At 33.7% G+C, this 20,754-nt stretch carries 15 protein-coding genes; 6 read left to right on the top strand and 9 right to left on the bottom strand.

The genetic code is table 11. The features are described 5' to 3' along the window. Window positions 1-100 precede the first annotated feature (100 nt). From hutH to B3C18_RS24780, 4 genes are all read left to right on the top strand, one after another. Window positions 101-1,615 carry a histidine ammonia-lyase gene (hutH, locus tag B3C18_RS24765; RefSeq protein ID WP_291153204.1) on the top strand — a complete coding sequence of 505 codons (1,515 nt, stop codon included), beginning with the start codon at window positions 101-103 and terminating at the stop codon, window positions 1,613-1,615. A 48-nt stretch (window positions 1,616-1,663) separates the two neighbouring features. Next, window positions 1,664-2,308, top strand: a complete 645-nt coding sequence (locus B3C18_RS24770) for a DUF47 domain-containing protein (RefSeq protein WP_291153207.1) — start codon at window positions 1,664-1,666, stop codon at window positions 2,306-2,308. A gap of 30 nt (window positions 2,309-2,338) precedes the next feature. Further along, complete coding sequence (locus B3C18_RS24775) at window positions 2,339-3,682, top strand: inorganic phosphate transporter (protein ID WP_291153210.1); 1,344 nt, start codon at window positions 2,339-2,341, stop codon at window positions 3,680-3,682. A gap of 359 nt (window positions 3,683-4,041) precedes the next feature. Continuing rightward, complete coding sequence (locus tag B3C18_RS24780) at window positions 4,042-4,443, top strand: hypothetical protein (protein ID WP_291153213.1); 402 nt, start codon at window positions 4,042-4,044, stop codon at window positions 4,441-4,443. 23 nt (window positions 4,444-4,466) lie between these two features. On the opposite strand, the gene B3C18_RS24785 is transcribed toward B3C18_RS24780, so the two are convergent. The 3 genes from B3C18_RS24785 to B3C18_RS24795 all read right to left on the bottom strand — a co-directional run bounded on the left by B3C18_RS24785 (window position 4,467) and on the right by B3C18_RS24795 (window position 9,140). Then, on the bottom strand, window positions 4,467-4,988 hold the full coding sequence (locus B3C18_RS24785) for a DUF421 domain-containing protein (protein ID WP_291153216.1): 522 nt from the start codon (window positions 4,986-4,988) through the stop codon (window positions 4,467-4,469). A gap of 94 nt (window positions 4,989-5,082) precedes the next feature. Then, window positions 5,083-6,453: a 30S ribosomal protein S6--L-glutamate ligase gene (gene rimK, locus B3C18_RS24790; RefSeq protein ID WP_180857701.1), complete on the bottom strand. Its 1,371-nt coding sequence runs from the start codon at window positions 6,451-6,453 to the stop codon at window positions 5,083-5,085. 140 nt (window positions 6,454-6,593) lie between these two features. Then, window positions 6,594-9,140, bottom strand: a complete 2,547-nt coding sequence (locus tag B3C18_RS24795) for an ATP-dependent Clp protease ATP-binding subunit (protein ID WP_291153220.1) — start codon at window positions 9,138-9,140, stop codon at window positions 6,594-6,596. Between the two features lie 258 nt (window positions 9,141-9,398). Here B3C18_RS24795 and gyrA point away from each other — a divergent pair, with 258 nt between their 5' ends. After that, window positions 9,399-12,038: a DNA gyrase subunit A gene (gene gyrA / locus B3C18_RS24800; RefSeq protein WP_291153223.1), complete on the top strand. Its 2,640-nt coding sequence runs from the start codon at window positions 9,399-9,401 to the stop codon at window positions 12,036-12,038. Window positions 12,039-12,083: 45 nt separating this feature from the next. Further along, window positions 12,084-13,355 (top strand): tetratricopeptide repeat protein, encoded by a 1,272-nt coding sequence (locus B3C18_RS24805; RefSeq protein WP_291153226.1) that lies wholly within the window; start codon window positions 12,084-12,086, stop codon window positions 13,353-13,355. A 72-nt stretch (window positions 13,356-13,427) separates the two neighbouring features. On the opposite strand, the gene B3C18_RS24810 is transcribed toward B3C18_RS24805, so the two are convergent. The 6 genes from B3C18_RS24810 to B3C18_RS24835 all read right to left on the bottom strand — a co-directional run bounded on the left by B3C18_RS24810 (window position 13,428) and on the right by B3C18_RS24835 (window position 20,745). Beyond that, a complete protein-coding gene (locus tag B3C18_RS24810) occupies window positions 13,428-13,847 on the bottom strand; it encodes an OsmC family protein (RefSeq protein ID WP_291153228.1) in 420 nt (139 codons plus the stop codon). Window positions 13,848-14,180: 333 nt separating this feature from the next. Next, window positions 14,181-16,175 (bottom strand): DUF349 domain-containing protein, encoded by a 1,995-nt coding sequence (locus B3C18_RS24815; protein ID WP_291153231.1) that lies wholly within the window; start codon window positions 16,173-16,175, stop codon window positions 14,181-14,183. A gap of 247 nt (window positions 16,176-16,422) precedes the next feature. Then, window positions 16,423-17,184, bottom strand: a complete 762-nt coding sequence (locus B3C18_RS24820) for a lipid A phosphoethanolamine transferase (protein WP_291153234.1) — start codon at window positions 17,182-17,184, stop codon at window positions 16,423-16,425. 64 nt (window positions 17,185-17,248) lie between these two features. Continuing rightward, window positions 17,249-17,998: a shikimate dehydrogenase family protein gene (locus B3C18_RS24825; protein WP_291153237.1), complete on the bottom strand. Its 750-nt coding sequence runs from the start codon at window positions 17,996-17,998 to the stop codon at window positions 17,249-17,251. Window positions 17,999-18,000: 2 nt separating this feature from the next. Further along, on the bottom strand, window positions 18,001-19,395 hold the full coding sequence (locus B3C18_RS24830) for a tetratricopeptide repeat protein (RefSeq protein ID WP_053473553.1): 1,395 nt from the start codon (window positions 19,393-19,395) through the stop codon (window positions 18,001-18,003). 156 nt (window positions 19,396-19,551) lie between these two features. After that, window positions 19,552-20,745: an aspartate aminotransferase family protein gene (locus tag B3C18_RS24835; RefSeq protein WP_291153240.1), complete on the bottom strand. Its 1,194-nt coding sequence runs from the start codon at window positions 20,743-20,745 to the stop codon at window positions 19,552-19,554. Window positions 20,746-20,754: the final 9 nt, after the last annotated feature.

The following is a 20,754-nucleotide window of genomic DNA, read 5'->3' on the forward strand; positions in this document are numbered from 1 at the left end:
AAGTAAAGATTGGGCTTTATTGAAATTTTAATTATTGTGATAAAATGTTGCTTTTTAATATTGATTTGTTGAATTTTGACACCTTAAATTTAAAAATGTCATGAGAGATATTCATTATATAAGTACTGAAACTATAACGCTTGAAACTTTACAGGAAATTTTAGTAAATGATAAAGCACTTGAGTTGTCTGAAGAAGCTAAGGTAAACGTTCAAAAATGCCGTGATTATTTAGATAAAAAGATGGCATCACTTACGACACCAATTTATGGAATCAATACTGGTTTTGGATCACTTTATAGTGTAAAAATCTCTAATGAGAATTTATCGAAACTTCAGGAAAATTTAGTGAAATCTCATGCTTGCGGAACGGGTGAGGAAGTTCCTGCAGAAATTGTAAAAATGATGCTTTTGCTTAAAATTCAATCTTTAAGCTACGGACATTCTGGAGTACAATTGATTACTTTAAACCGTTTGGTTGATTTTTATAATAATGATATTTTACCGGTAATTTATACGCAGGGCTCACTTGGAGCTTCTGGAGATTTAGCGCCGCTGGCTCATTTATCTTTACCTTTAATTGGAGAAGGTGAAGTTTATTTTGAAGGTAAAAAAGTGGCTTCTGCCCAAGTTTTAAAACATTTTAACTGGGAACCAATTGTTTTACAGTCAAAAGAAGGTTTGGCTTTGTTAAACGGAACGCAGTTTATGAGTGCTTATGGAGCTCATATTTTAATTAAAGCATATAAATATTCATATTTGGCAGATTTAATCGGAACTATTTCTTTAGAAGGTTTTGATGGAAGAATTGAGCCATTTAATGAATTGATACATTATATACGTCCGCATAAAGGACAAATTGTAACAGCACAGCGCATTACTGAATTTTTGGATGGAAGCGAAATTATCGCTCAGGAAAAGAAACATGTTCAGGATCCGTATTCTTTCCGTTGTATGCCACAGGTTCACGGTGCTTCAAAAGATGCAATTGATTACGTTAGAAAGGTATTTAAAACTGAAATTAATTCGGTTACCGATAATCCAAATATATTTATTGAAGCCGATCAGATTATTTCGGGTGGGAATTTCCACGGACAGCCTTTGGCTTTGGCTTTAGACTTTATGGCAATTGCTTTGGCAGAATTAGGAAGTATTTCTGAAAGAAGAACGTATCAGTTAATTTCCGGTTTGCGTAATCTTCCGGCATTTTTGGTTGATAATCCGGGATTGAATTCTGGTTTCATGATTCCGCAATATACTGCAGCAAGTATTGCGAGTCAAAACAAACAATTGGCAACTCCGGCGAGTGTTGACAGTATTGTTTCGAGCAACGGACAGGAAGATCATGTGAGCATGGGAGCAAACGGAGCGACAAAAGCCTTACGAGTTTTAGATAATTTAGAGCGTATTTTGGCCATTGAATTGTTAAATGCTTCTCAGGCAATTGCTTACAGAGAGCCTTTAAAATCAAGTGATTTCATCGAAATGTTCTTAAGCAGTTATAGAGAAGTTGTGCCTTTGGTTAAGGAAGATAGAATCTTACATTATGATATTGAAAACACAGTTTCGTTCCTTGGGAGTTTCCAAATAGAAAACGATTTGTTAACAATGGCTTAACATTGTAAAATATTATTGAAGTAATTTTGCACTATCAAAAATATAAAAATGTCAATAAACAGTATTTTCCAATTTTTAGTGCCGAAAGACAAGAAATTCTTTCCACTTTTTGAAGAGGCTTCAAGCAATTTAATTGAACTAGCTTCTAACTTACACGAAGCGGTAAACCTTCCATTAAAAGAAAGAGAAATTCTTTTTCAAAAGATTGACGAATTAGAACAAAAAGGGGAGGACATTACGCGTCAGACCAATTTGGAATTGAGCAGAAACTTTATCACTCCATTTGACAGAGAGGATATCCATACATTAATTACTTCTATTGATAACGTTGCTGATTACCTTCATGGTGCGGCAAGCCGTATGAGATTGTATCAGGTTGATAAGATTACAAAATCTATCAGAAGGATGACAGAAATCAATCTTGAAGCTTGTCAAAACATTGATAGTGCAGTAAAAGAATTAAGAAATTTAAAGAATTTTAAAATCATTAAAGATGCTTGTGCCAGAATTAATAAACTGGAAAACAAATCTGATAATGTATATAACAAAGCAGTTTTTGAAATTTTTGAAAACGAAACAGACGCTAAAAATATTATTAAATATAAAGAAGTGTTATCTGTTTTAGAATCAGCAACAGACAAATGTAAGAGTGTTGCGAACATACTAGAATCTATTTCTGTAAAACATTCTTAATTCAATCTTTCATTCTGAAGTTATAATTTTATGACGCTACTTTTATTAATTATAGTATTAGCCTTAATTTTTGATTACATCAATGGTTTTCATGATGCGGCAAATGCTATAGCGACTGTTGTTGCTACAAAGGTTTTAACGCCTTTTCAGGCCGTTCTTTGGGCAGCATTTTTTAACTTTTTAGCTTATTGGGTTTTCGGATTTGGTGTTGCAGATACTGTTGCAAAAACAGCGCACACAATGGAAATTAACCTGGTTGTAATTCTTGCCGGGGTTATTGCGGCAATTTGCTGGAATTTATTGACTTGGTGGTTAGGAATTCCTTCAAGTTCTTCTCATACATTAATTGGAGGTTTTGCCGGAGCGGCGGTTGCGCACGCTATTGCAGTTCATGGTTTTTCTGGTTATGTTGGAGAGGATGGAGCAACACATTACTGGTATCAAATTGTAAGCTGGTATAAGGCCGGAAAAGATGGCGGAATGCCTTCTGGAGTTCTTATTATTATTGCTTTTATTGTTTTAGCACCTTTATTAGGAGCTTTGGCATCGTATTTAATTTCAATCTGGTTATTAAATGCTTCTCGTAAAAGTATTTGGCCTAAAGTATTTACAGTAGCTTTAATGCTTGGAACTATTTGGTTTGTATATGCTCAAATGGTTTCTTATGATGAAATTTTAGAGCATGGAAAACCTCGTTTTGATTCTCATTTTTGGAGTATAGCTTTTGATCCTCATAATATTAAATGGTTTTTAGTAGCCTTTATTATTTTAACGGTAAGTGCATTTTGTTTGATATTTAGCAGTTTAAATCTTCATCAGGCTGATGCTGCTTTGAAAAAAATGCAGTTATTATCTTCAGCGGCTTTTAGTTTAGGTCACGGAGGAAATGATTCTCAAAAAGTAATGGGTATTATTGCTGCTGCTGTAGCGGTTTATATCAATACAAATCCTGGTGTTCATATGGATTCATGGTTAAATGTTGTACTGCCAAATGATGACACAGGAATAAAAGGAGTAATGCCGGGCTGGATTCCGTTAGCTTGTTATTCTGCAATTGCAGCGGGAACTTTAAGTGGTGGATGGAAAATTGTAAAAACAATGGGTTCTAAAATCACAAAAGTAAGTTCATTTGAAGGAGTTGCTGCTGAAACTGCTGGAGCTTTAACGCTTTATTTTACTGAGCATTTAAAAATTCCGGTAAGTACAACGCATACTATTACAGGATCTATTATTGGTGTTGGATTAACAAAACGTGTTTCTGCAGTTCGCTGGGGAGTTACAGTAAGTTTAGTTTGGGCTTGGATTCTGACTATTCCAATTTCAGCAATATTAGCAGGTTTGGTTTATTTTATACTAAGTTTGTTTATTTCGTAAAATGATTTTTGTGAAATGTGAGATGTAAATCGCATTTTGTCAACATAATAAAAAAGCCGATTTCAAATTGAAATCGGCTTTTTTATTGCGGTAATTTATAAATGGAAAAATGTCTGTAAATGCTATTTTTTTAATTTTTAGCAGTTATTCTTACTGTTTTATAAATTGATATTTGCCGAATTGTTAAACATATAAATTCATTGTCTAAAGTATTGAAATAGATTGAAATGAGTTTTAAAAACGGCTAATTCCAATTGATACACCTCTTCAAAAACAATAAACTTTCACCACTATTTTTTTTACTTGTATTTTGTTTATTTTTCTCTTGCAAAAAAGAGGATGATATAAGAAAAATTCGCTTGAAAGTAGATCAAAAAAAAGTAACCAGTAATCCAAATGAGGAATCGGATATAATTTCCTGTTTTATAAAAGAATCTGTTAACAGATCTTTGAAAGGGATAGATACAAATAAACTAAAATATTATACGGTAGAGAGAAACGATACTATTTTAGTAATTGCTAAGGTTACTGATATTATGGGAATTCAAAAGTCTTCCCGAAAAAAAATGTTATTTGCAATACAGGATTGCCTGGCTTCTTCTGAAAGATATTATTCAAAAAAGATTTATATAGATGTAGAAGGAAATTTTAGCACCCTGTTGGTAAAAACACCTATGCGATATGATCTGGATGGCAGGTTTGCCAATGAAGAATTGCTTTTACCCTTTTATGGCAAATCAAAAATTCCTTTTAAGAAATAAGAAAAGAAATTTTTTGTTTCTCTTTAATTGAAATTCTGCAGGCTTTTGTGATTGTGTTTTCGTTTGTAATGCGTTTGTTTTAGTTTTTCCTGATCTTCGGATATAATGCTGATTGTTCCGTCAATTTCTAACATTGCAAGCTTTACATTTTTGAAAAATTCGATTCCATGTTCTCTCATGGCTTCTTTTAGTTCTTCATCAGAAATATCTAATTTACTTAAAGCTTTAAAATCGAGTTTTCCATCGTGAATTAATACTTCAGGTTTGTCTAATAACAGATCGCTAAAAAGCTTGTATTTATGGGTCAATTTTTTGATAATAAAATTGATTACAAATAAAACCAATGCAGCAACTAAACCTCCAAGAAGACTGGTATCCGGGCCAACCATTGCATTTTGAACGGAGTTGCTAATTAGTAAAATCAGAATAATATCAGCAGTATTTAATTGCGAAAGTTCTTTTTTACCGAAAATGCGTAAGGCAATTGTCATAAAAAAGTAGACTGCAACACTTCGTAGAATAATATCTAAATAGGGAAAAAGCATATTTTTTATTTTAAAGTTTAAAAAAAGCTTTGTCAAAGTTTTAAACTTTGACAAAGCTGCTAAATTATTTATGTGATATTAAGTTTAAATGAATTTAACCAAGTTTAAAATTCTTTTCAATAGCCTTAATCATTTCTCCGGCAATATCTTTATTTGTTGCGCCTTCGATTCCTTCAAGACCTGGTGAAGAGTTTACTTCAAGCAATAAAGGTCCTTTTGAAGAACGAATAATATCAACGCCTGCAACTTTTAAATCCATAGCTTTTGCGGCCTTAATTGCGATCTTTTTCTCTTCGGCAGTTACTTTGATTACAGATGCTGTTCCGCCAAGGTGAATATTTGCTCTAAACTCGCCCGGCATTGCTTCACGCTGAATCGCAGCAACTACTTTTCCGTCAATTACAAAACAGCGAATATCTTTTCCGTTTGCTTCTTTGATAAATTCCTGAACTAAGATGTTGGCATTTAAACTTTTAAAAGCATTGATAACACTTTCTGCAGCTTTCTTGGTTTCTGCCAAAACAACCCCTTTTCCTTGCGTTCCTTCTAATAACTTGACAATTAGAGGAGAACCTCCAACCATCTTAATTAAATCGTCTGTATCCAGCGGAGAATTGGCAAAACCAGTTGTCGGGATATCAATGCCGCTGTTTAAAAGTAATTGCAGTGAATATAATTTATCTCTTGATTGTGTTATAGCTGTAGCGGAGTTTAAAACGAAAACCTTCAATGCTTCAAACTGACGTGTTAAGGCACAGCCGTAAAAAGTTATGCTTGGTCGAATTCGGGGAATAATAGCATCAAACTGATTTAAGATTTTTCCGCCTCTGTAATGAATCTCAGGAGTTTTAGCGTCGAGTTTCATGTAACATTCTTTGATGTTCAAAAAATGCATTTCATGACCGCGCATTTCGCCTGCTTCCATGATTCTTTTATTACTGTATAATTCAGGATTACTGGCTAAAAGGCCAATTCGTAAACCCGAACTTGCTTTTTCTGAGTTTTGGTATAATTCTTTTAAAGCTTCACTTGTAGGCTGTCCCAATAAGTATTTTTCTTCCGGATCAACTAGTACACGTCCGCTCATGGCTTCACGCCCTAAAAGCATACGGAAACCCATTGAATCACGGTTGGTCAAAGTCATTTCGATAGGCCATTTTGAATCGCCAATTCTAATATTGGTCTGAATTACATAACGGTGTTCTCTAAAACCGCTTGAACTTTTTACAATTCTTTTATCAACCAGCGGAGCTTCGCAATGAATGATGGTTTTAATATTATTTTGAATTGGATTAATGTCAAACTTAACCCAATTAGCATCATTTTTTATAAAAGGAGCTATGTTGATAGCGTGCATTGCCGAAGTTTTGGCACCAGAATCGACACGAGCCTTAATTGTCGGGATTCCAAGTTCTGGAAATGCGCACCATTCTTCGCTGCCTAAAATGACTTTGTTTTGAAGCATACTTTGTTTTTTAATTATAGAATTTAAATTCAAAAATAGCTATTTGCTTTTACTAAAGATAGTAAATTATCCAAAAAAAATACCCGTTAAGTTATGAAAACGTAACGGGTAGATTATTTTTGTTATAAATTTTGACTAATTTATTGATTTGTCGGTTCTTCGGCTTTGTGAATTTCTACCGAAAGTTCTTGTGAATCTTCTTTTAAATCCATCATGATTTCATCTCCCGAATGTATTTTCGAAGTGATGATTTCTTCTGCTAACAAATCTTCAACATATTTCTGAATTGCTCTTTTTAGCGGTCTTGCACCAAATTGTCTGTCAAAGCCTTTTTCTGCAATAAATGCTTTTGCTTTGTCTGTTAATGTTAGTTTGTAACCTAACTCAGCAATACGAGAATATAGTTTTTTCAATTCGATTTCGATAATCAAATCAATATCACCTTTTTCTAATGCATTGAACACGATTACATCATCAATTCTGTTTAAGAACTCAGGAGCAAAAGTTTTTTTCAATGCATTTTCGATAATGCTTTTTGAGTTTTCATCAGCCTGAGCCACTTTTGCAGCAGTTCCGAATCCAACACCTTGTCCGAAGTCTTTTAACTGACGTGCTCCAACGTTAGATGTCATGATAATGATAGTGTTTTTAAAGTCAATTTTGCGACCTAAACTATCAGTTAAATATCCGTCATCTAAAACTTGCAGCATCATATTAAACACATCTGGATGCGCTTTTTCGATCTCATCTAAAAGTACAACGCAATATGGTTTTCTACGAACTTTTTCAGTCAATTGTCCACCTTCTTCGTAACCTACGTATCCCGGAGGCGCACCAACTAAACGAGAAATAGCAAATTTTTCCATGTATTCGCTCATGTCAATACGAACTAATGCATCTTCAGAATCGAATAATTCTTTTGCTAAAACTTTTGCTAATTGTGTTTTACCAACTCCAGTCTGTCCTAAGAAAATGAATGAACCAATTGGTTTATTAGGATCTTTAAGTCCAGCTCTGTTACGTTGAATAGAACGTGCAATTTTAAGAACAGCTTCATTTTGACCAATTACTTTGTTCTGAATCAATTCAGGTAATTGTGCTAATTTGTTGCTTTCTGTTTGTGCAATTCTGTTTACTGGAATTCCGGTCATCATCGAAACAACATCGGCTACATTATCTTCTGTAACTTCAATTCTGTTGTTTTTAGAATCTTCTTCCCATTGTTCTTGTGCAACGGCTAAATCTTTTTCAATGCGTTTTTCATCATCGCGAAGTTTGGCAGCTTCTTCATATTTTTGTTTCTTAACTACCATGTTTTTCATTTCGCGAACTTCTTCTAACTGACGTTCTAAATCCAAAATTTGTTTTGGAACATCAATATTAGTAATGTGTACACGAGATCCGGCCTCATCCATAGCGTCAATAGCTTTGTCTGGTAAGAAACGCTCAGACATATATCTGTTTGTTAATTTAACACAAGCTTCAATTGCTTCCTGTGTATAAGTAACATTGTGGTGGTCTTCGTATTTGTCTTTTACGTTGTTCAAAATTGCGATTGTTTCTTCAACAGAAGTTGGTTCAACAATTACTTTTTGGAAACGTCTTTCAAGAGCACCATCTTTTTCAATATATTGTCTGTACTCGTCAAGAGTTGTAGCACCAATACATTGTATTTCTCCTCTTGCTAATGCAGGTTTGAACATGTTTGAAGCATCAAGCGAACCAGTTGCTCCTCCAGCTCCTACAATAGTATGGATTTCGTCAATAAAAAGAATAATGTCATCGTTTTTTTCAAGCTCGTTCATTACGGCTTTCATTCTTTCTTCAAACTGGCCTCTGTATTTTGTTCCGGCAACTAAACTTGCCAAATCCAATGTTACAACACGTTTGTGAAAAAGAATACGAGATACTTTCTTCTGGATAATGCGCAAAGCAAGTCCTTCTGCAATAGCAGATTTACCAACTCCGGGTTCTCCAATAAGAAGCGGATTGTTCTTTTTTCTTCGGCTTAAAATTTGAGAAACGCGTTCAATTTCTTTTTCGCGTCCTACTACAGGATCAAGTTTTCCTTCTTCAGCCATTTCTGTTAAATCTCTCCCAAAATTATCCAGAACCGGCGTTTTAGATTTTTTGTTTGACTTATTGGCTGGATTATTAAAACTACTTTCCTTTAGACTGTCATCTTGTCCTGAATCGTCATTGTACGATTCGTTTCTTGGCAAGTTTTCTAAGAATTCTTCTTCGTTTGGCGTCATGTTTAAATATTGTTCTTTAGCTATGTCATAATCTATTTTTAGCTTATTCAACAGCTTGGTTGTTGGATCGTTTTCGTTTCGTAAGATGCATAAAAGCAAGTGAGCTGTGCTAATCGACGAACTTTGAAATACTTTAGCTTCTAGAAAAGTGGTCTTCAGTGCCCTTTCGGCCTGTCGGGTCAGATGAAGGTTTTTCTTTTCGGCATTTACCTCAACGCTCTGGTTGGCTGGACTCAGTATTTCTACCTTCCTGCGTAAATGATCTAAATCGACTGCTAGGTTATTAAGTATATGAATAGCTTTTCCGTTACCATCTCTTAAAATGCCCAGCATTAGATGCTCAGTACCAATAAAGTCGTGTCCTAAACGAAGGGCTTCTTCCTTACTGTATGTAATAACATCTTTTACTCTTGGTGAAAAATTATCATCCATAATATATAATTGGTATTGTAAATTTAATGAATTACAGTTTGAAAAACAAAAACCATACCCATCGATAACTACTGTCAGCTAATTGACAAAAAAAATAACAATAAAAGCGTTAAAAAACGCTTAATTTATTAACTAAAAGCTAAAATAAAGTTGTTAATAAATCATTTAAATAAGTGTAAGGAAATAGCTGAAAAAATTTTAAAAAAACGTATCTTGGCACGCTTTGAAACTAATGTAATTATTAAAACATAACAACTTATGTCTGAAGGAGAAAAGTTAATTCCTATTAACATTGAAGATGAAATGAAATCAGCTTACATCGATTATTCGATGTCAGTAATCGTATCGAGAGCACTTCCTGATGTTAGAGATGGCTTGAAACCAGTGCATCGAAGAGTTCTTTACGGAATGTATGATTTAGGTGTAACTTCAAGATCTGCCCACAAAAAATCTGCGAGAATTGTAGGGGAGGTTTTAGGTAAGTATCACCCACACGGTGATACCTCTGTTTATGATGCAATGGTTCGTATGGCTCAGGAGTGGAGTATGCGATATTTATTAGTTGACGGTCAGGGTAACTTTGGTTCTGTTGATGGTGACAGTCCGGCAGCAATGCGTTATACTGAGGCGAGAATGCGCAGAATATCTGAAGATATTATGGCAGACATCGAAAAAGAAACAGTTGACTTTCAATTAAACTTTGATGATACTTTATATGAGCCAAAAGTAATGCCTACAAGAGTTCCTACCTTATTAGTGAATGGAGCAACAGGTATTGCAGTAGGTATGGCGACTAATATGCCGCCGCACAATTTAACAGAAGTTATCAACGGAACATTAGCGTACCTTGATAATAATGATATCGAAGTTGACGAATTAATGACACATATTAAAGCTCCTGATTTTCCAACGGGTGGTGTAATATATGGTTATGAAGGTGTTCGTGAAGCTTTTAAAACGGGTAGAGGACGTATTGTTATGCGTGCTAAAGTTGGTTTTGAAGAAGTTGACGGAAGAGAATGTATTATTGTTACCGAGATTCCATATCAGGTTAACAAAGCCGAAATGATCAAACGTACGGCTGATTTAGTTAATGATAAAAAAATTGAAGGTATTGCGAATATTCGTGACGAGTCTGATAGAAACGGTATGCGTATCGTTTATATCTTAAAACGTGATGCTACACCAAACGTAGTATTGAATACCTTATATAAATTCACCTCATTACAATCTTCTTTTAGTGTAAACAATATTGCACTTGTAAAAGGGCGTCCTCAAATGTTGAATCTAAAAGATATGATTCACTACTTTATTGAGCATCGTCATGATGTTGTAGTTCGTAGAACACAATTTGAATTACGTAAAGCTGAAGAAAGAGCACATATTTTAGAAGGATTAATTATTGCTTCAGATAATATTGACGAAGTAATTGCGATCATCAGAGGTTCTAAAAATACAGAAGAAGCGCGTGAAAAATTAATCGAAAGATTCAGTTTGTCAGATATTCAGGCTCGTGCTATTGTTGAGATGCGTTTACGTCAGTTAACAGGTCTGGAGCAAGATAAATTAAGAGCTGAGTTTGATGAATTAATGAAATTAATCGAGCACTTAAAAGCTTTATTAGCAGACGTTAATTTAAGAACTAACTTAATTAAGGAAGAACTTGAAGAAATTCGTGAGAAATACGGAGATGCTCGTCGTTCTACTATTGAATATTCTGGTGGAGATGTAAGTATCGAAGATTTGATTGCCGATGAAAATGTGGTTATTACAATTTCGCATGCAGGTTATATCAAGCGTACAAACTTAACAGAATATAAAACTCAAAATAGAGGAGGAGTTGGACAAAAAAGCGCAGGAACAAGAGATCAGGATTTCCTTGAGCATATGTTCGTTGCTACCAACCACCAATATATGATGTTCTTTACCCAAAAAGGAAAATGTTTCTGGATGCGTGTTTATGAAATTCCGGAAGGAAGCAAAACGGCTAAAGGTAGAGCAATTCAAAACTTAGTAAACATCGAAAGCGATGATAAAGTAAAAGCTTTCATTTGTACACAAGATTTAAAAGACAAAGATTATATCAATACGCATAACCTTGTAATGGTTACGAAAAAAGGACAGGTTAAGAAAACTTCTTTAGAGAAATATTCTAAACCTCGTGTAAATGGAGTTGCCGCTATTACAATTAAAGAAGGTGACGAATTACTTGAAGCTAAATTAACAGATGGAGAAAGCCAAATTATCCTGGCAGTTAAGTCTGGTAAATTGGTTCGTTTTGAAGAAACAAAAACACGTCCGATGGGAAGAACAGCTTCCGGAGTTCGTGGAATTTCTTTAAAAGACGATACAGATGAAGTAATTGGTATGGTTACTGTTGGTAAAAATGATGTTACAGATTCTCAGATATTAGTGGTAACTGAAAACGGATACGGAAAACGTACCAAATTAGTTGACGATGATGGAGAAGATGTATACAGAATTACAAACCGTGGAGGTAAAGGGGTTAAAACTCTTAATATCACGGAGAAAACTGGAAAATTAATTTCGATTAATGCCGTTACAGATTCTGATGATTTAATGATCATCAACAAATCTGGATTAACTATTAGAATGGCAATTGAGGATTTACGTGTTATGGGACGTGCTACTCAAGGTGTTAGATTGATTAACCTAAAAGGTAAAGATTCTATCGCTGCTGTTACAAAAGTTATGAAAGACGATGCAGAAGAAGTTATTGTAGATGAAGATGGTAATGTTGTCGAATCTGCAATTGAAAGAGTTAAACCGGATTTAGAAGTTCTTGAAGATGACGGAACTGCTGAAGATGACGACGATGACGCTGATGATGTAGTGGAAGACGAAGATGACTCGGAAGAAGAAGAATCTGAAGAATAAAGATAAAAACCACAAAAATTAAATTAAATATACAAATAGAACATTATGAAAAGTAAATATGTTATACTAGCGTCAGCATTACTGATTTCTGTAGCTACATTTGCTCAAAAAGATCAAATTAAAAATGCTGAAAAAGCATTGAAAAGCGGTGATGCACAAGGGGCACTTGCGCAGCTAAAAGATGCAGAGAATTCAATAGTGAATGCAAAAGATACTGAGCAGGCTCAATATTATTTTGTACAAGGAAATGCTTATTTAGACCTTGCAACTAAAAAAGTTGAAGAAAGTAAAAACTTAAGTGCAGCTGCTGACAGCTACAAAAAATTAATTGATGTTGAAAATGCTTCTGGAAAACAGAAATATTCAACTCAGGCAGCAGCTTCGATCACAAATATCAAAGGTTTGTTGATTAACTCAGCGATTGCAGATACTCAGGCAAACAAACATTCTGACGGTGCTAAAAAATTATATGATGCTTATCAGTTAGATAAAAAAGATACTATCAATCTTTACTATGCGGCATCTACAGCTGTAAACGCTCAGGATTTTGATACAGCACTTCCAATGTATGAAGAGTTGAAAAAATTAAACTTTTCTGGTAAAGGGACTTTGTATTTAGCCACAAACAAAGCAAGTGGAGGAGAAGATAACTTTGCTAATTCAAAAGAAAGAGATTTAGCAGTAAAATTAGGAACTCACGAAAAACCTAAAACAGAAGCGATTCCTTCAAAAAGAGGAGAAATCTACAAAAACTTAGCGTTGATTTTAGTTCAAAAAGGAAAAATTGAAGAAGCTAAACAAGCAATTGCTGATGCTAGAAAAACTAATCCAGATGATAGTTCTTTGATTCTTACAGAAGCTAACTTATACCTTGAAACTAAAGATTACGAGCAGTACAAAAAATTAGTTGGAGAAGCATTACAAAAAGATCCAAACAATGCTGATTTAGTATTTAACTTAGGTGTATTAAGTGCAAATTCAAAAAATAATGCTGATGCTGAAAAATACTATTTGAAAGCTATCGAAATTAATCCAAACTATACTAATGCATACCTTAACCTTGCTGCATTAAAGTTAGAAGCTGAAAAACCAATTATTGACGAAATGAATAAATTGGGAACTTCTGCAAAAGATATGAAACGTTACGACGTTTTAAAAGCACAAAGAGAAGGTGTTTTTAAAGGTGTTATTCCTTACCTTAAAAAAGCAAATGAATTAGATCCTAAAAACGAAGATGTTGCTAAAACATTATTAGGAGTTTATAAAGCATTAGAAATGACTGCTGAAGCAAAAGCTTTAAAAGCAACAATGAACTAATATTAGTCATTTCATTATATAAAAAAAACCATCCAGAAACGGATGGTTTTTTTTATGCTTAGAAAATATAACTTAACTCACTAATGTTGCAGATAAAGTTATAGTTGTATTTAAAAGTTTTGAAATCGGGCAGATTTCTTTTGCTTTTGCAGCCGTTTTTTCAAATTCTTCTGCAGATATTGATGGCACTTTTCCTTTTAAATCTAAATGAATTAATGTTATAGTTCCGTCTTCAAAAGTTACTGTAGCTTCTGTAGATAAATCATCTGCAGTAAAACCACCTTCGTTAAGTAAAAAGCTTAACTGCATTGTAAAACAGCCAGAATGCGCTGCTGCGACTAATTCTTCAGGGTTTGTTCCAACTCCGTCTGCAAATCTTGTTTTAAAAGACAATTGTGCGTTATCTAATGTTGTGCTTTGTGTACTTATAGTTCCTGTTCCTTCCATGCCTGTTCCTTTCCAGTTGGCATTTGCTTTTCTTGTAAATTTCATGTTCTTCTTAATTTAAAAATTAGTATTAAATGTTATTTGTTGATTGTTTATTATAGTGGTAACTCAAATATAATCAATATTTTGCAGAATAGTTTTACGAAATTTAATAAGAAATGTTAAGTTTTAGGTTTTTCGTTGTGGTGATGTTTAACCGCAAAGACGCAAAGGTTTACGCAAAGTTCGCAAAGTATTTAAGTAAAGCTTTGCGAACTTTGCGCTTTTATAAATCTCTTGCGTGCTTTGCGGTTAAAAAAATGAGCACAAAAAAAAGGTGCAATGAATTTCATTACACCTTTTATATTTAAATGGTTTCGACTTCGCTCAACCTGAGAATTATTCCGGTTGATTTAAGTTTCTTAATTGTTTCAATTTATCTTTCCATACATCAAGGCTTTCTTTGTGAATTGCAATGTTTTTACGTACTTCAGTAACAATTGAATTCTCTTTTTTAGCATTTTTAGTATTGGTAAAGAACTGAATGTTATTTTCTAACTGGAAAATTTCATTTTGAACTTCTTCAATTTTACGCATAATGAAAATCTTTTCATTATCTAATTTTCTCGTATCGTTACTATCTGATAACGAATCAATTCTATTAGAGAAACGCATCATTTCAGATTCTTTTTTGCTTAAACTTAGTTTTTCAAAAAGTGCATCTAAAATTTTATTGAATTTCCCTTCAATATGACGTCTTGAAAAAGGAACTTTTCCGTAACCTTTCCAGATTTCAATATGCTGTTTTATAGCGTCAAGGTCTGTTTTGTGATCGCCTGTTAACTGATAAGCTCTTAAAATATCTAAGTATGCTTTTTTGTTATCAAAAGCTCCAACCTCATCAGCATTTTCTTCTGATTTGTGTTCTTTTAATTTATCAAAATAATGATTGCACGCATCCTTAAATTCTTTCCAGATTTTATCTGAGTATTTTTTAGGAACATGACCAATCTGTTTCCATTCTTCCTGAATTTGCTTCATGATTGGAGTAGTAGAACCAAAATCTGTACTTTCCTGTAGTTCTTTGGCTTTAGCTACAAGGGCCATTTTTTTATTTAAATTGTCGTTTTGATCTTTCTTGATGTCTTTGTAAAACGAATTTTTAAAGGCATTGAAATTTCTAACAGCTGTTTTAAACGATGCCCAGGTTTCTTCATTTACTTCAGAAGGAACTTTTCCAGCTGCGAAAAACTCATTTCTTAAAGCTTCTACTTTTTGAATCTGAATAAGCCATTGCGAGTGCGAGTTTACTTTTTCAGTTCCTAAAACTTCGATTTTAGAAATAATATCTTTTTTAGCTTCAAGATTTTGCTGTTCGTTTGCTCTTTGGCTTTCGAATAAAACTTCTCTTTTATCGTGAATTTTTTTAGTCAGTTCGCTAAATTTATTCCAGATAGAATCACGGTGTTCTTTAGAAACAGGCCCGATATCTTCTTTCCAAAGTCGGTGTAAATCTTGCAATTCACGAAATGCTTTACTTATGTCGCTTTCATTGACAAGTTCTTCAACTCTTGCAATGATTTTTTGCTTTTGATCTAAGTTATGTTTAAAATCTAAATCTCTTGCTTCACGATCTAAATGCAGATAATCATAAAAATTTTCTACATGAAAATGATAGTTGTTCCAAACGTGATTGTATTTGTCTTTTGGAATTGCTCCGGCATTTTTCCATCTTTCTCTTAAATCATTAAAATGTTTAAGAGTATCTTTTATATTGGCCTGCGGATTTATAAGTTCTTTTAGTTCCTCAACTATGGCAAGTCGATTTTCTAAATTAGATTTTAGATTAGTTTGCAAATGTTTAAAGTGAGCATTTCTTTTCTCTCTAAAAATATTGTAATATTCATCAAACTTAGATTTTAAAGGAGAATGATATTCAAATTCTTCATTAGGGTCTTCTTTTGAAGCATTAAATTCTTCTCTTTTTTCTTCTATAAGATGATTGTATTGTAGTAAAAATGATTTTTTGATTTCCTCAATATGATCTTTTACAGACATTGTTTTGTCTATATTAACCAATTTTTTAAGCTCGTCTACCAGTGCATCCAAAGAAAAAGTATGATAATCCTTCATAGGAATATCATGACGCTCTTTTAGCGTTTCATCTTCACTTTCTTCGGCGTTTGAATTTGTTATGGCATCTAATGCACTTTGATGATCAGTTTCTTCAATTTCAGCTGTTTCTTCAACTTCATTTTCAACATCTGGAACAGTAGTTTCAGTTACCGTTTCAGTTTCTGCAGCTTCAACTGTATCATCTTGTGTAGAATCACTAATATCGATTCCTAACTTTCCGTCTGCTTCTTGCAGGTTATCATTCTTTTCTTCTAACATTTTAAATGTATAAGGTTTTTACTTTAAACAGAGCGAAAGATAGTAAAGGTGTTCCTAACTACAAAATAAATCGTTTGTTTATGCTGTATTTTACGATGAAATTCCTATTCTTTGCCTTCATTTATACCTCTCATATGCAAATTTTTATAAATTGTTTGGAGGAAATAAAAATTTCGATTTCCTATTATTTTTTAGATGATTGAAGTTAAACTGATGGTTTTAGCTGGAAATTTTTGCCGATTCCTGATTAAAATAAAATCAACATTCCAACTTCAATTCCAAAATTATAAGATTTATGATTTCCAAAAGCAACGCTCGGATGAATATATGCCATATCATTTGCGGTTATTTTTCGACCAAATTCTACAAAAGCATTATTCGGGAAACCTTTATTTGTATTATTATATCTAAAAGCGGCATCGGCAGCAACCCAGTTTTTTCCAAAAATGTACATGAAGTAATTTTCAAAAGAGATTGTATTGATGTCGCTTCTGTTGCTTGATCCGGCAAAACTAGACTGATTTTCTATAGAACTTATCCATAGAAATTTATTCATAACCAAATATTTTCCATAGAAAACTGCAGGAGCAAAGACCCATTTTCCTGATCCCAAAGCAGGATCAACAGCTGAATTTGATATGACCCGAGCACGAAAAGCAACTCCGCCATTTTTATGTTCTAAATAGGGAATGTAGCTGATTCCGACAGCAATATCTCCAATTCCGGTTTTGTTTATAGAAGAAGTATTAGTAGAAACTAACGGAAGATCGACCCTTAAATTCCACGCTTTATTAGCGATTGGATGTAAAAATCGAAGCTGAGTTGTGTTAAATGAGCCAGAATCAGTATCTAAATATTCATTGAAAAGAAGAATTGTTTTTAGATAATAATGATATCGGGCTTCGGTATAGACACTACTTGCGGTCTCATTTGTGTTTTGAGATTCCTGTGCTGTTGAAGCAAGTGAAATAAAAAATAAAATGCAGAAGTAAAGTGTTGATTTTTTCATAACTATCTACAAATGAGTAGACTAATTTACAAAAATTACTTTAATTTCCTATATTCCAAATTTTTTATTTGTTCCAGATCTTCCAGGCTTTCTCTGCCTGAAAAATAAGCATATCATATCCGTTTTTAATTACAGCACCTCTTTCTTTAGCATTTTTAAGAAATTGAGTTTCGGCAGGATTGTAAATCAAATCGTATGCGATATGTTTATCTGTAAAAAACTCATAAGGAAGATCAGGACAAGCTTCTATGTTAGGGCTTGTGCCAACTGGCGTACAATTGATTATGATTTGAAAGTTATCAAAAGTTGTAGCATTGATTAAGTTGTAATCAATTATGTTTTCTTTTGCTTCTCTTGAAACAAAAGTATAAAGAATACCAAGTTCATCTAGTGCAAAAGCAACACCTTTTGAAGCGCCACCTGTACCAAGAATCAATGCCTTTTTATGATGCGGTTCTAATAACGGTTTTAATGATTTTTTAAAACCATAATAATCGGTGTTGTAACCTTTTAGTTTTCCATTTTTGGTAAACTTAATAGTATTTACAGCACCAATTAAAGTTGCTTTTTTTGATAGTTTATCTAAAAAAGGAATTACCTGCTCTTTATAAGGAATCGTAACATTTAAACCTTTCAAATCCGGATTGTTTTTTAATAATCCGGTAAAGTGGTTAATTTCAGCAATGTCGAAGTTCTCATAGCTGTTGCCTGCGAAAATTTCGTCGTTAAATTTTTCTGTAAAATAACCTTTTGAAAATGAGTAACTAATATTACGGCCCAATAAGCCAAAACGCCTTTTTAAAATATCAATCATTATTATTTTCTGTGTTTTTCGATATAATTTCTAACTGTTTTCTTTGTCCATACAACCGGAAATAAATCTTCGATAAGAATATAATTATCAAAGTTTAAACGAAGTCCATTGCTTAAATGGAATTTTGCCTTCGTATTGTCCTGAATCATAAAATACAATCCTGCCAAACGATATTCGATTTCGTTTTCTTCGGGAAAATATTCTGAAGCTTGAAGCAAGGTTTGAATAGCACTCTCAAATTCTCCTAAAAATTGAAGAATATCAACCCAATACAACCAGGTATCAAGAGCATAATCTCCAAATTCAACCGCTTTTCTGTACCCAAATTCAGCTTCTTCAAAAAAGTTCATTTGTTTGTTGATCGTTGCATAACGTTTCCAATACAAACGATTTTGATTGTCGATTGCTAATGCTTTGTTGACAAAAAATAAGGCTTTTTGAAAGTTCTTTTGACGAACATGAAAATCTGTAATTGCAATCCAGCCTTTGTCTAAAAGCGGATCTTCGTGAACAGTCTGGTTGTAATATTGAAGCGCTTTTACAGCATTTCCTAATTTTTCATAACATTTACCAATACGCAATAAAGCATACGATGTTGCGTCGTCTAATTCAATGGTACGATTATAGCTTTCAATAGCTTCGTTGTACTTTTTAAGACGTTCGTAAGCTTTTGCTTTTTCCATAAATGCACCTAAAAACTCATCGTCGATTAGGGTTGCATAGTCAAAAGCACGAATGGCACTTTCATATTCTTTTACGCCATAATGCAGTCTTCCAAGCTGATGCCATGCAATTTCGCTATATGGGTTTTTGTTGATGTAATCGTTCAGATACACAATAGCTTCCTGATTTTGATCTAAAAATTCAAAACAGTAAACCACGTTATATAAGGCAGATTGATCTTCTAAATCTTCTTCAAGACATTTGATGAAGCTCTCTTTTGCCAGTTCAAGATTATCCATAAAAAGATATTCCATTCCAATCAAGTTGTAAACATCGGCATAATCATCAGTATATTGCAGGGCAATTTTAAGTAATTCTACCGCTTTTTCGTGTTGATCTCTTTTAGAACAAATATTTGCTTTTTGGATATAAATTTCCTCGTTGTTTGGTTCGATTGCATACAACTCGTTTAAAAGCTTCTCAGCGATTTCAAGTTTGTCTTCGTAAACCAGCATTTCTACTTGTACTAGTTTTAAGCCTGTAGATTTTGGATGTTGGTCTAATGCAAGTTTTAAGGCCTTTTTTGCTAAATTAGCCTTGCCTATATCTAAATAATGAAGAATGATTTCTTCAAATTCTTCAGAATCAAAAAAGAGAACTTTGTTAGTTTTTAACATCGACTCAAATTTTGATAAGGATAGGTTATAATCTTCTTCTTCGTTGCTTAATTGCATACTTTGTTTTATTTGAAATTAGCCTGTTATAAATTTAGGCAACCATATAATTGATGTGGGGAGGGGAAATTAATTGTTTTGAACAATTTAATTAACAATGAATTTAGAATTTACGCTCCAAATTTAATTATAATCTTCTGATTTTTAAAAGATTATTTAATTATTGTTCGCTTTCAATATTTCGTCCATAACGTTTAAAATTATGGAGCAGCCTTCTCTTATTTCTTCCTCAGAAATAGTAAGCGGCGGTGTTATCCGGATAGCACATCCTTCAAACAAAAGCCAGAACAGTATTAATCCTTTGTCCTGACAGTTTAAAATAACCTGATTCGTTATTTCTGCCGTTTCAGTCATTGCTGCGAGCATTAATCCCTTTCCTCTAACTTCCTTTATCAAAGGATGTACCAAAAGCGATCTGAACAGTTTTTCCTTCTCAAGTGCTTCCTGCATTAAATTTGTCTCAGTTAATTCCTGCAAAGTAGCCAAACAAGCTGACGCAATGACAGGATGACCTCCAAATGTGGTGATATGTCCCAGTTTAGGATTTTCGGTTAAAAGGTCCATTCTTTCTGCCGAAGCTGTAAAAGCACCAACCGGCATTCCGCCTCCCATACCTTTTCCCATAACAACAATATCTGGAATAACGTCGTAGGTTTGGAAGCCAAAAAGTTTTCCTGTTCTTCCAAAACCCGGCTGAATTTCATCTACAATCATCAACGCTCCAACTTCATCACAACGCTTGCGGACTTTTTGCAGAAAGTTATTTTCGGGCTGAATAAATCCGGCACCGCCTTGTATCGTTTCAAGAAGAATTGCAGCGGTTCTGGTGGTTATTTTTTCTAAATCGGCTTCGTTATTAAATGTAATGAAATCTACATCTGGAAGTAGCGGGCGAAAAGCTCGTTTGCGTTCTTCAAATCCCATAACACTCATAGAACCCATTGTGTTTCCGTGATAAGCGTTATGGCAAGAAATAAGCTGGCTGCGGCCTGTTGTTCTTTTTGCTAGTTTTAAAGCGCCTTCAATTGCTTCTGTTCCTGAATTTACTAAATAGGTTTTGTTTAGAGATTCTGGAAGGAGTGAGGCCATTAATTTGCAATATTGAACTGCCGGACTCTGCGAATATTCTCCGTAAACCATTACGTGCGAATATTTGTCTAACTGATCTTTTATGGCTTGATTTACTCTGGGATGCTGATGTCCAAGTGTACAAGCCGAAACTCCGGCAACAAAGTCTAAATATTTTTTATCGTTTGTATCGTATATGTATGATCCTATGGCGTGCGAAACTTCCATTCCTAACGGATAAGGGGAAGTTTGTGCCTGGTATTTTATAAAATCTGGGTTCATTTTTTTTAA

This window comes from Flavobacterium sp. UBA7680 (assembly GCF_002482975.1).
Taxonomy (GTDB): domain Bacteria; phylum Bacteroidota; class Bacteroidia; order Flavobacteriales; family Flavobacteriaceae; genus Flavobacterium.

Excerpts from the sequence above, each read along its gene's own strand:
- hutH (WP_291153204.1), top strand. The coding sequence starts at position 101 with ATGAGAGATATTCATTATATAAGTACTGAAACTATAACGCTTGAAACT.
- B3C18_RS24770 (WP_291153207.1), top strand. The coding sequence starts at position 1,664 with ATGTCAATAAACAGTATTTTCCAATTTTTAGTGCCGAAAGACAAGAAA.
- B3C18_RS24775 (WP_291153210.1), top strand. The coding sequence starts at position 2,339 with ATGACGCTACTTTTATTAATTATAGTATTAGCCTTAATTTTTGATTAC.
- B3C18_RS24785 (WP_291153216.1), bottom strand. The coding sequence starts at position 4,988 with ATGCTTTTTCCCTATTTAGATATTATTCTACGAAGTGTTGCAGTCTAC.
- rimK (WP_180857701.1), bottom strand. The coding sequence starts at position 6,453 with ATGCTTCAAAACAAAGTCATTTTAGGCAGCGAAGAATGGTGCGCATTT.
- B3C18_RS24795 (WP_291153220.1), bottom strand. The coding sequence starts at position 9,140 with ATGGATGATAATTTTTCACCAAGAGTAAAAGATGTTATTACATACAGT.
- gyrA (WP_291153223.1), top strand. The coding sequence starts at position 9,399 with ATGTCTGAAGGAGAAAAGTTAATTCCTATTAACATTGAAGATGAAATG.
- B3C18_RS24805 (WP_291153226.1), top strand. The coding sequence starts at position 12,084 with ATGAAAAGTAAATATGTTATACTAGCGTCAGCATTACTGATTTCTGTA.
- B3C18_RS24810 (WP_291153228.1), bottom strand. The coding sequence starts at position 13,847 with ATGAAATTTACAAGAAAAGCAAATGCCAACTGGAAAGGAACAGGCATG.
- B3C18_RS24815 (WP_291153231.1), bottom strand. The coding sequence starts at position 16,175 with ATGTTAGAAGAAAAGAATGATAACCTGCAAGAAGCAGACGGAAAGTTA.
- B3C18_RS24820 (WP_291153234.1), bottom strand. The coding sequence starts at position 17,184 with ATGAAAAAATCAACACTTTACTTCTGCATTTTATTTTTTATTTCACTT.
- B3C18_RS24825 (WP_291153237.1), bottom strand. The coding sequence starts at position 17,998 with ATGATTGATATTTTAAAAAGGCGTTTTGGCTTATTGGGCCGTAATATT.
- B3C18_RS24830 (WP_053473553.1), bottom strand. The coding sequence starts at position 19,395 with ATGCAATTAAGCAACGAAGAAGAAGATTATAACCTATCCTTATCAAAA.
- B3C18_RS24835 (WP_291153240.1), bottom strand. The coding sequence starts at position 20,745 with ATGAACCCAGATTTTATAAAATACCAGGCACAAACTTCCCCTTATCCG.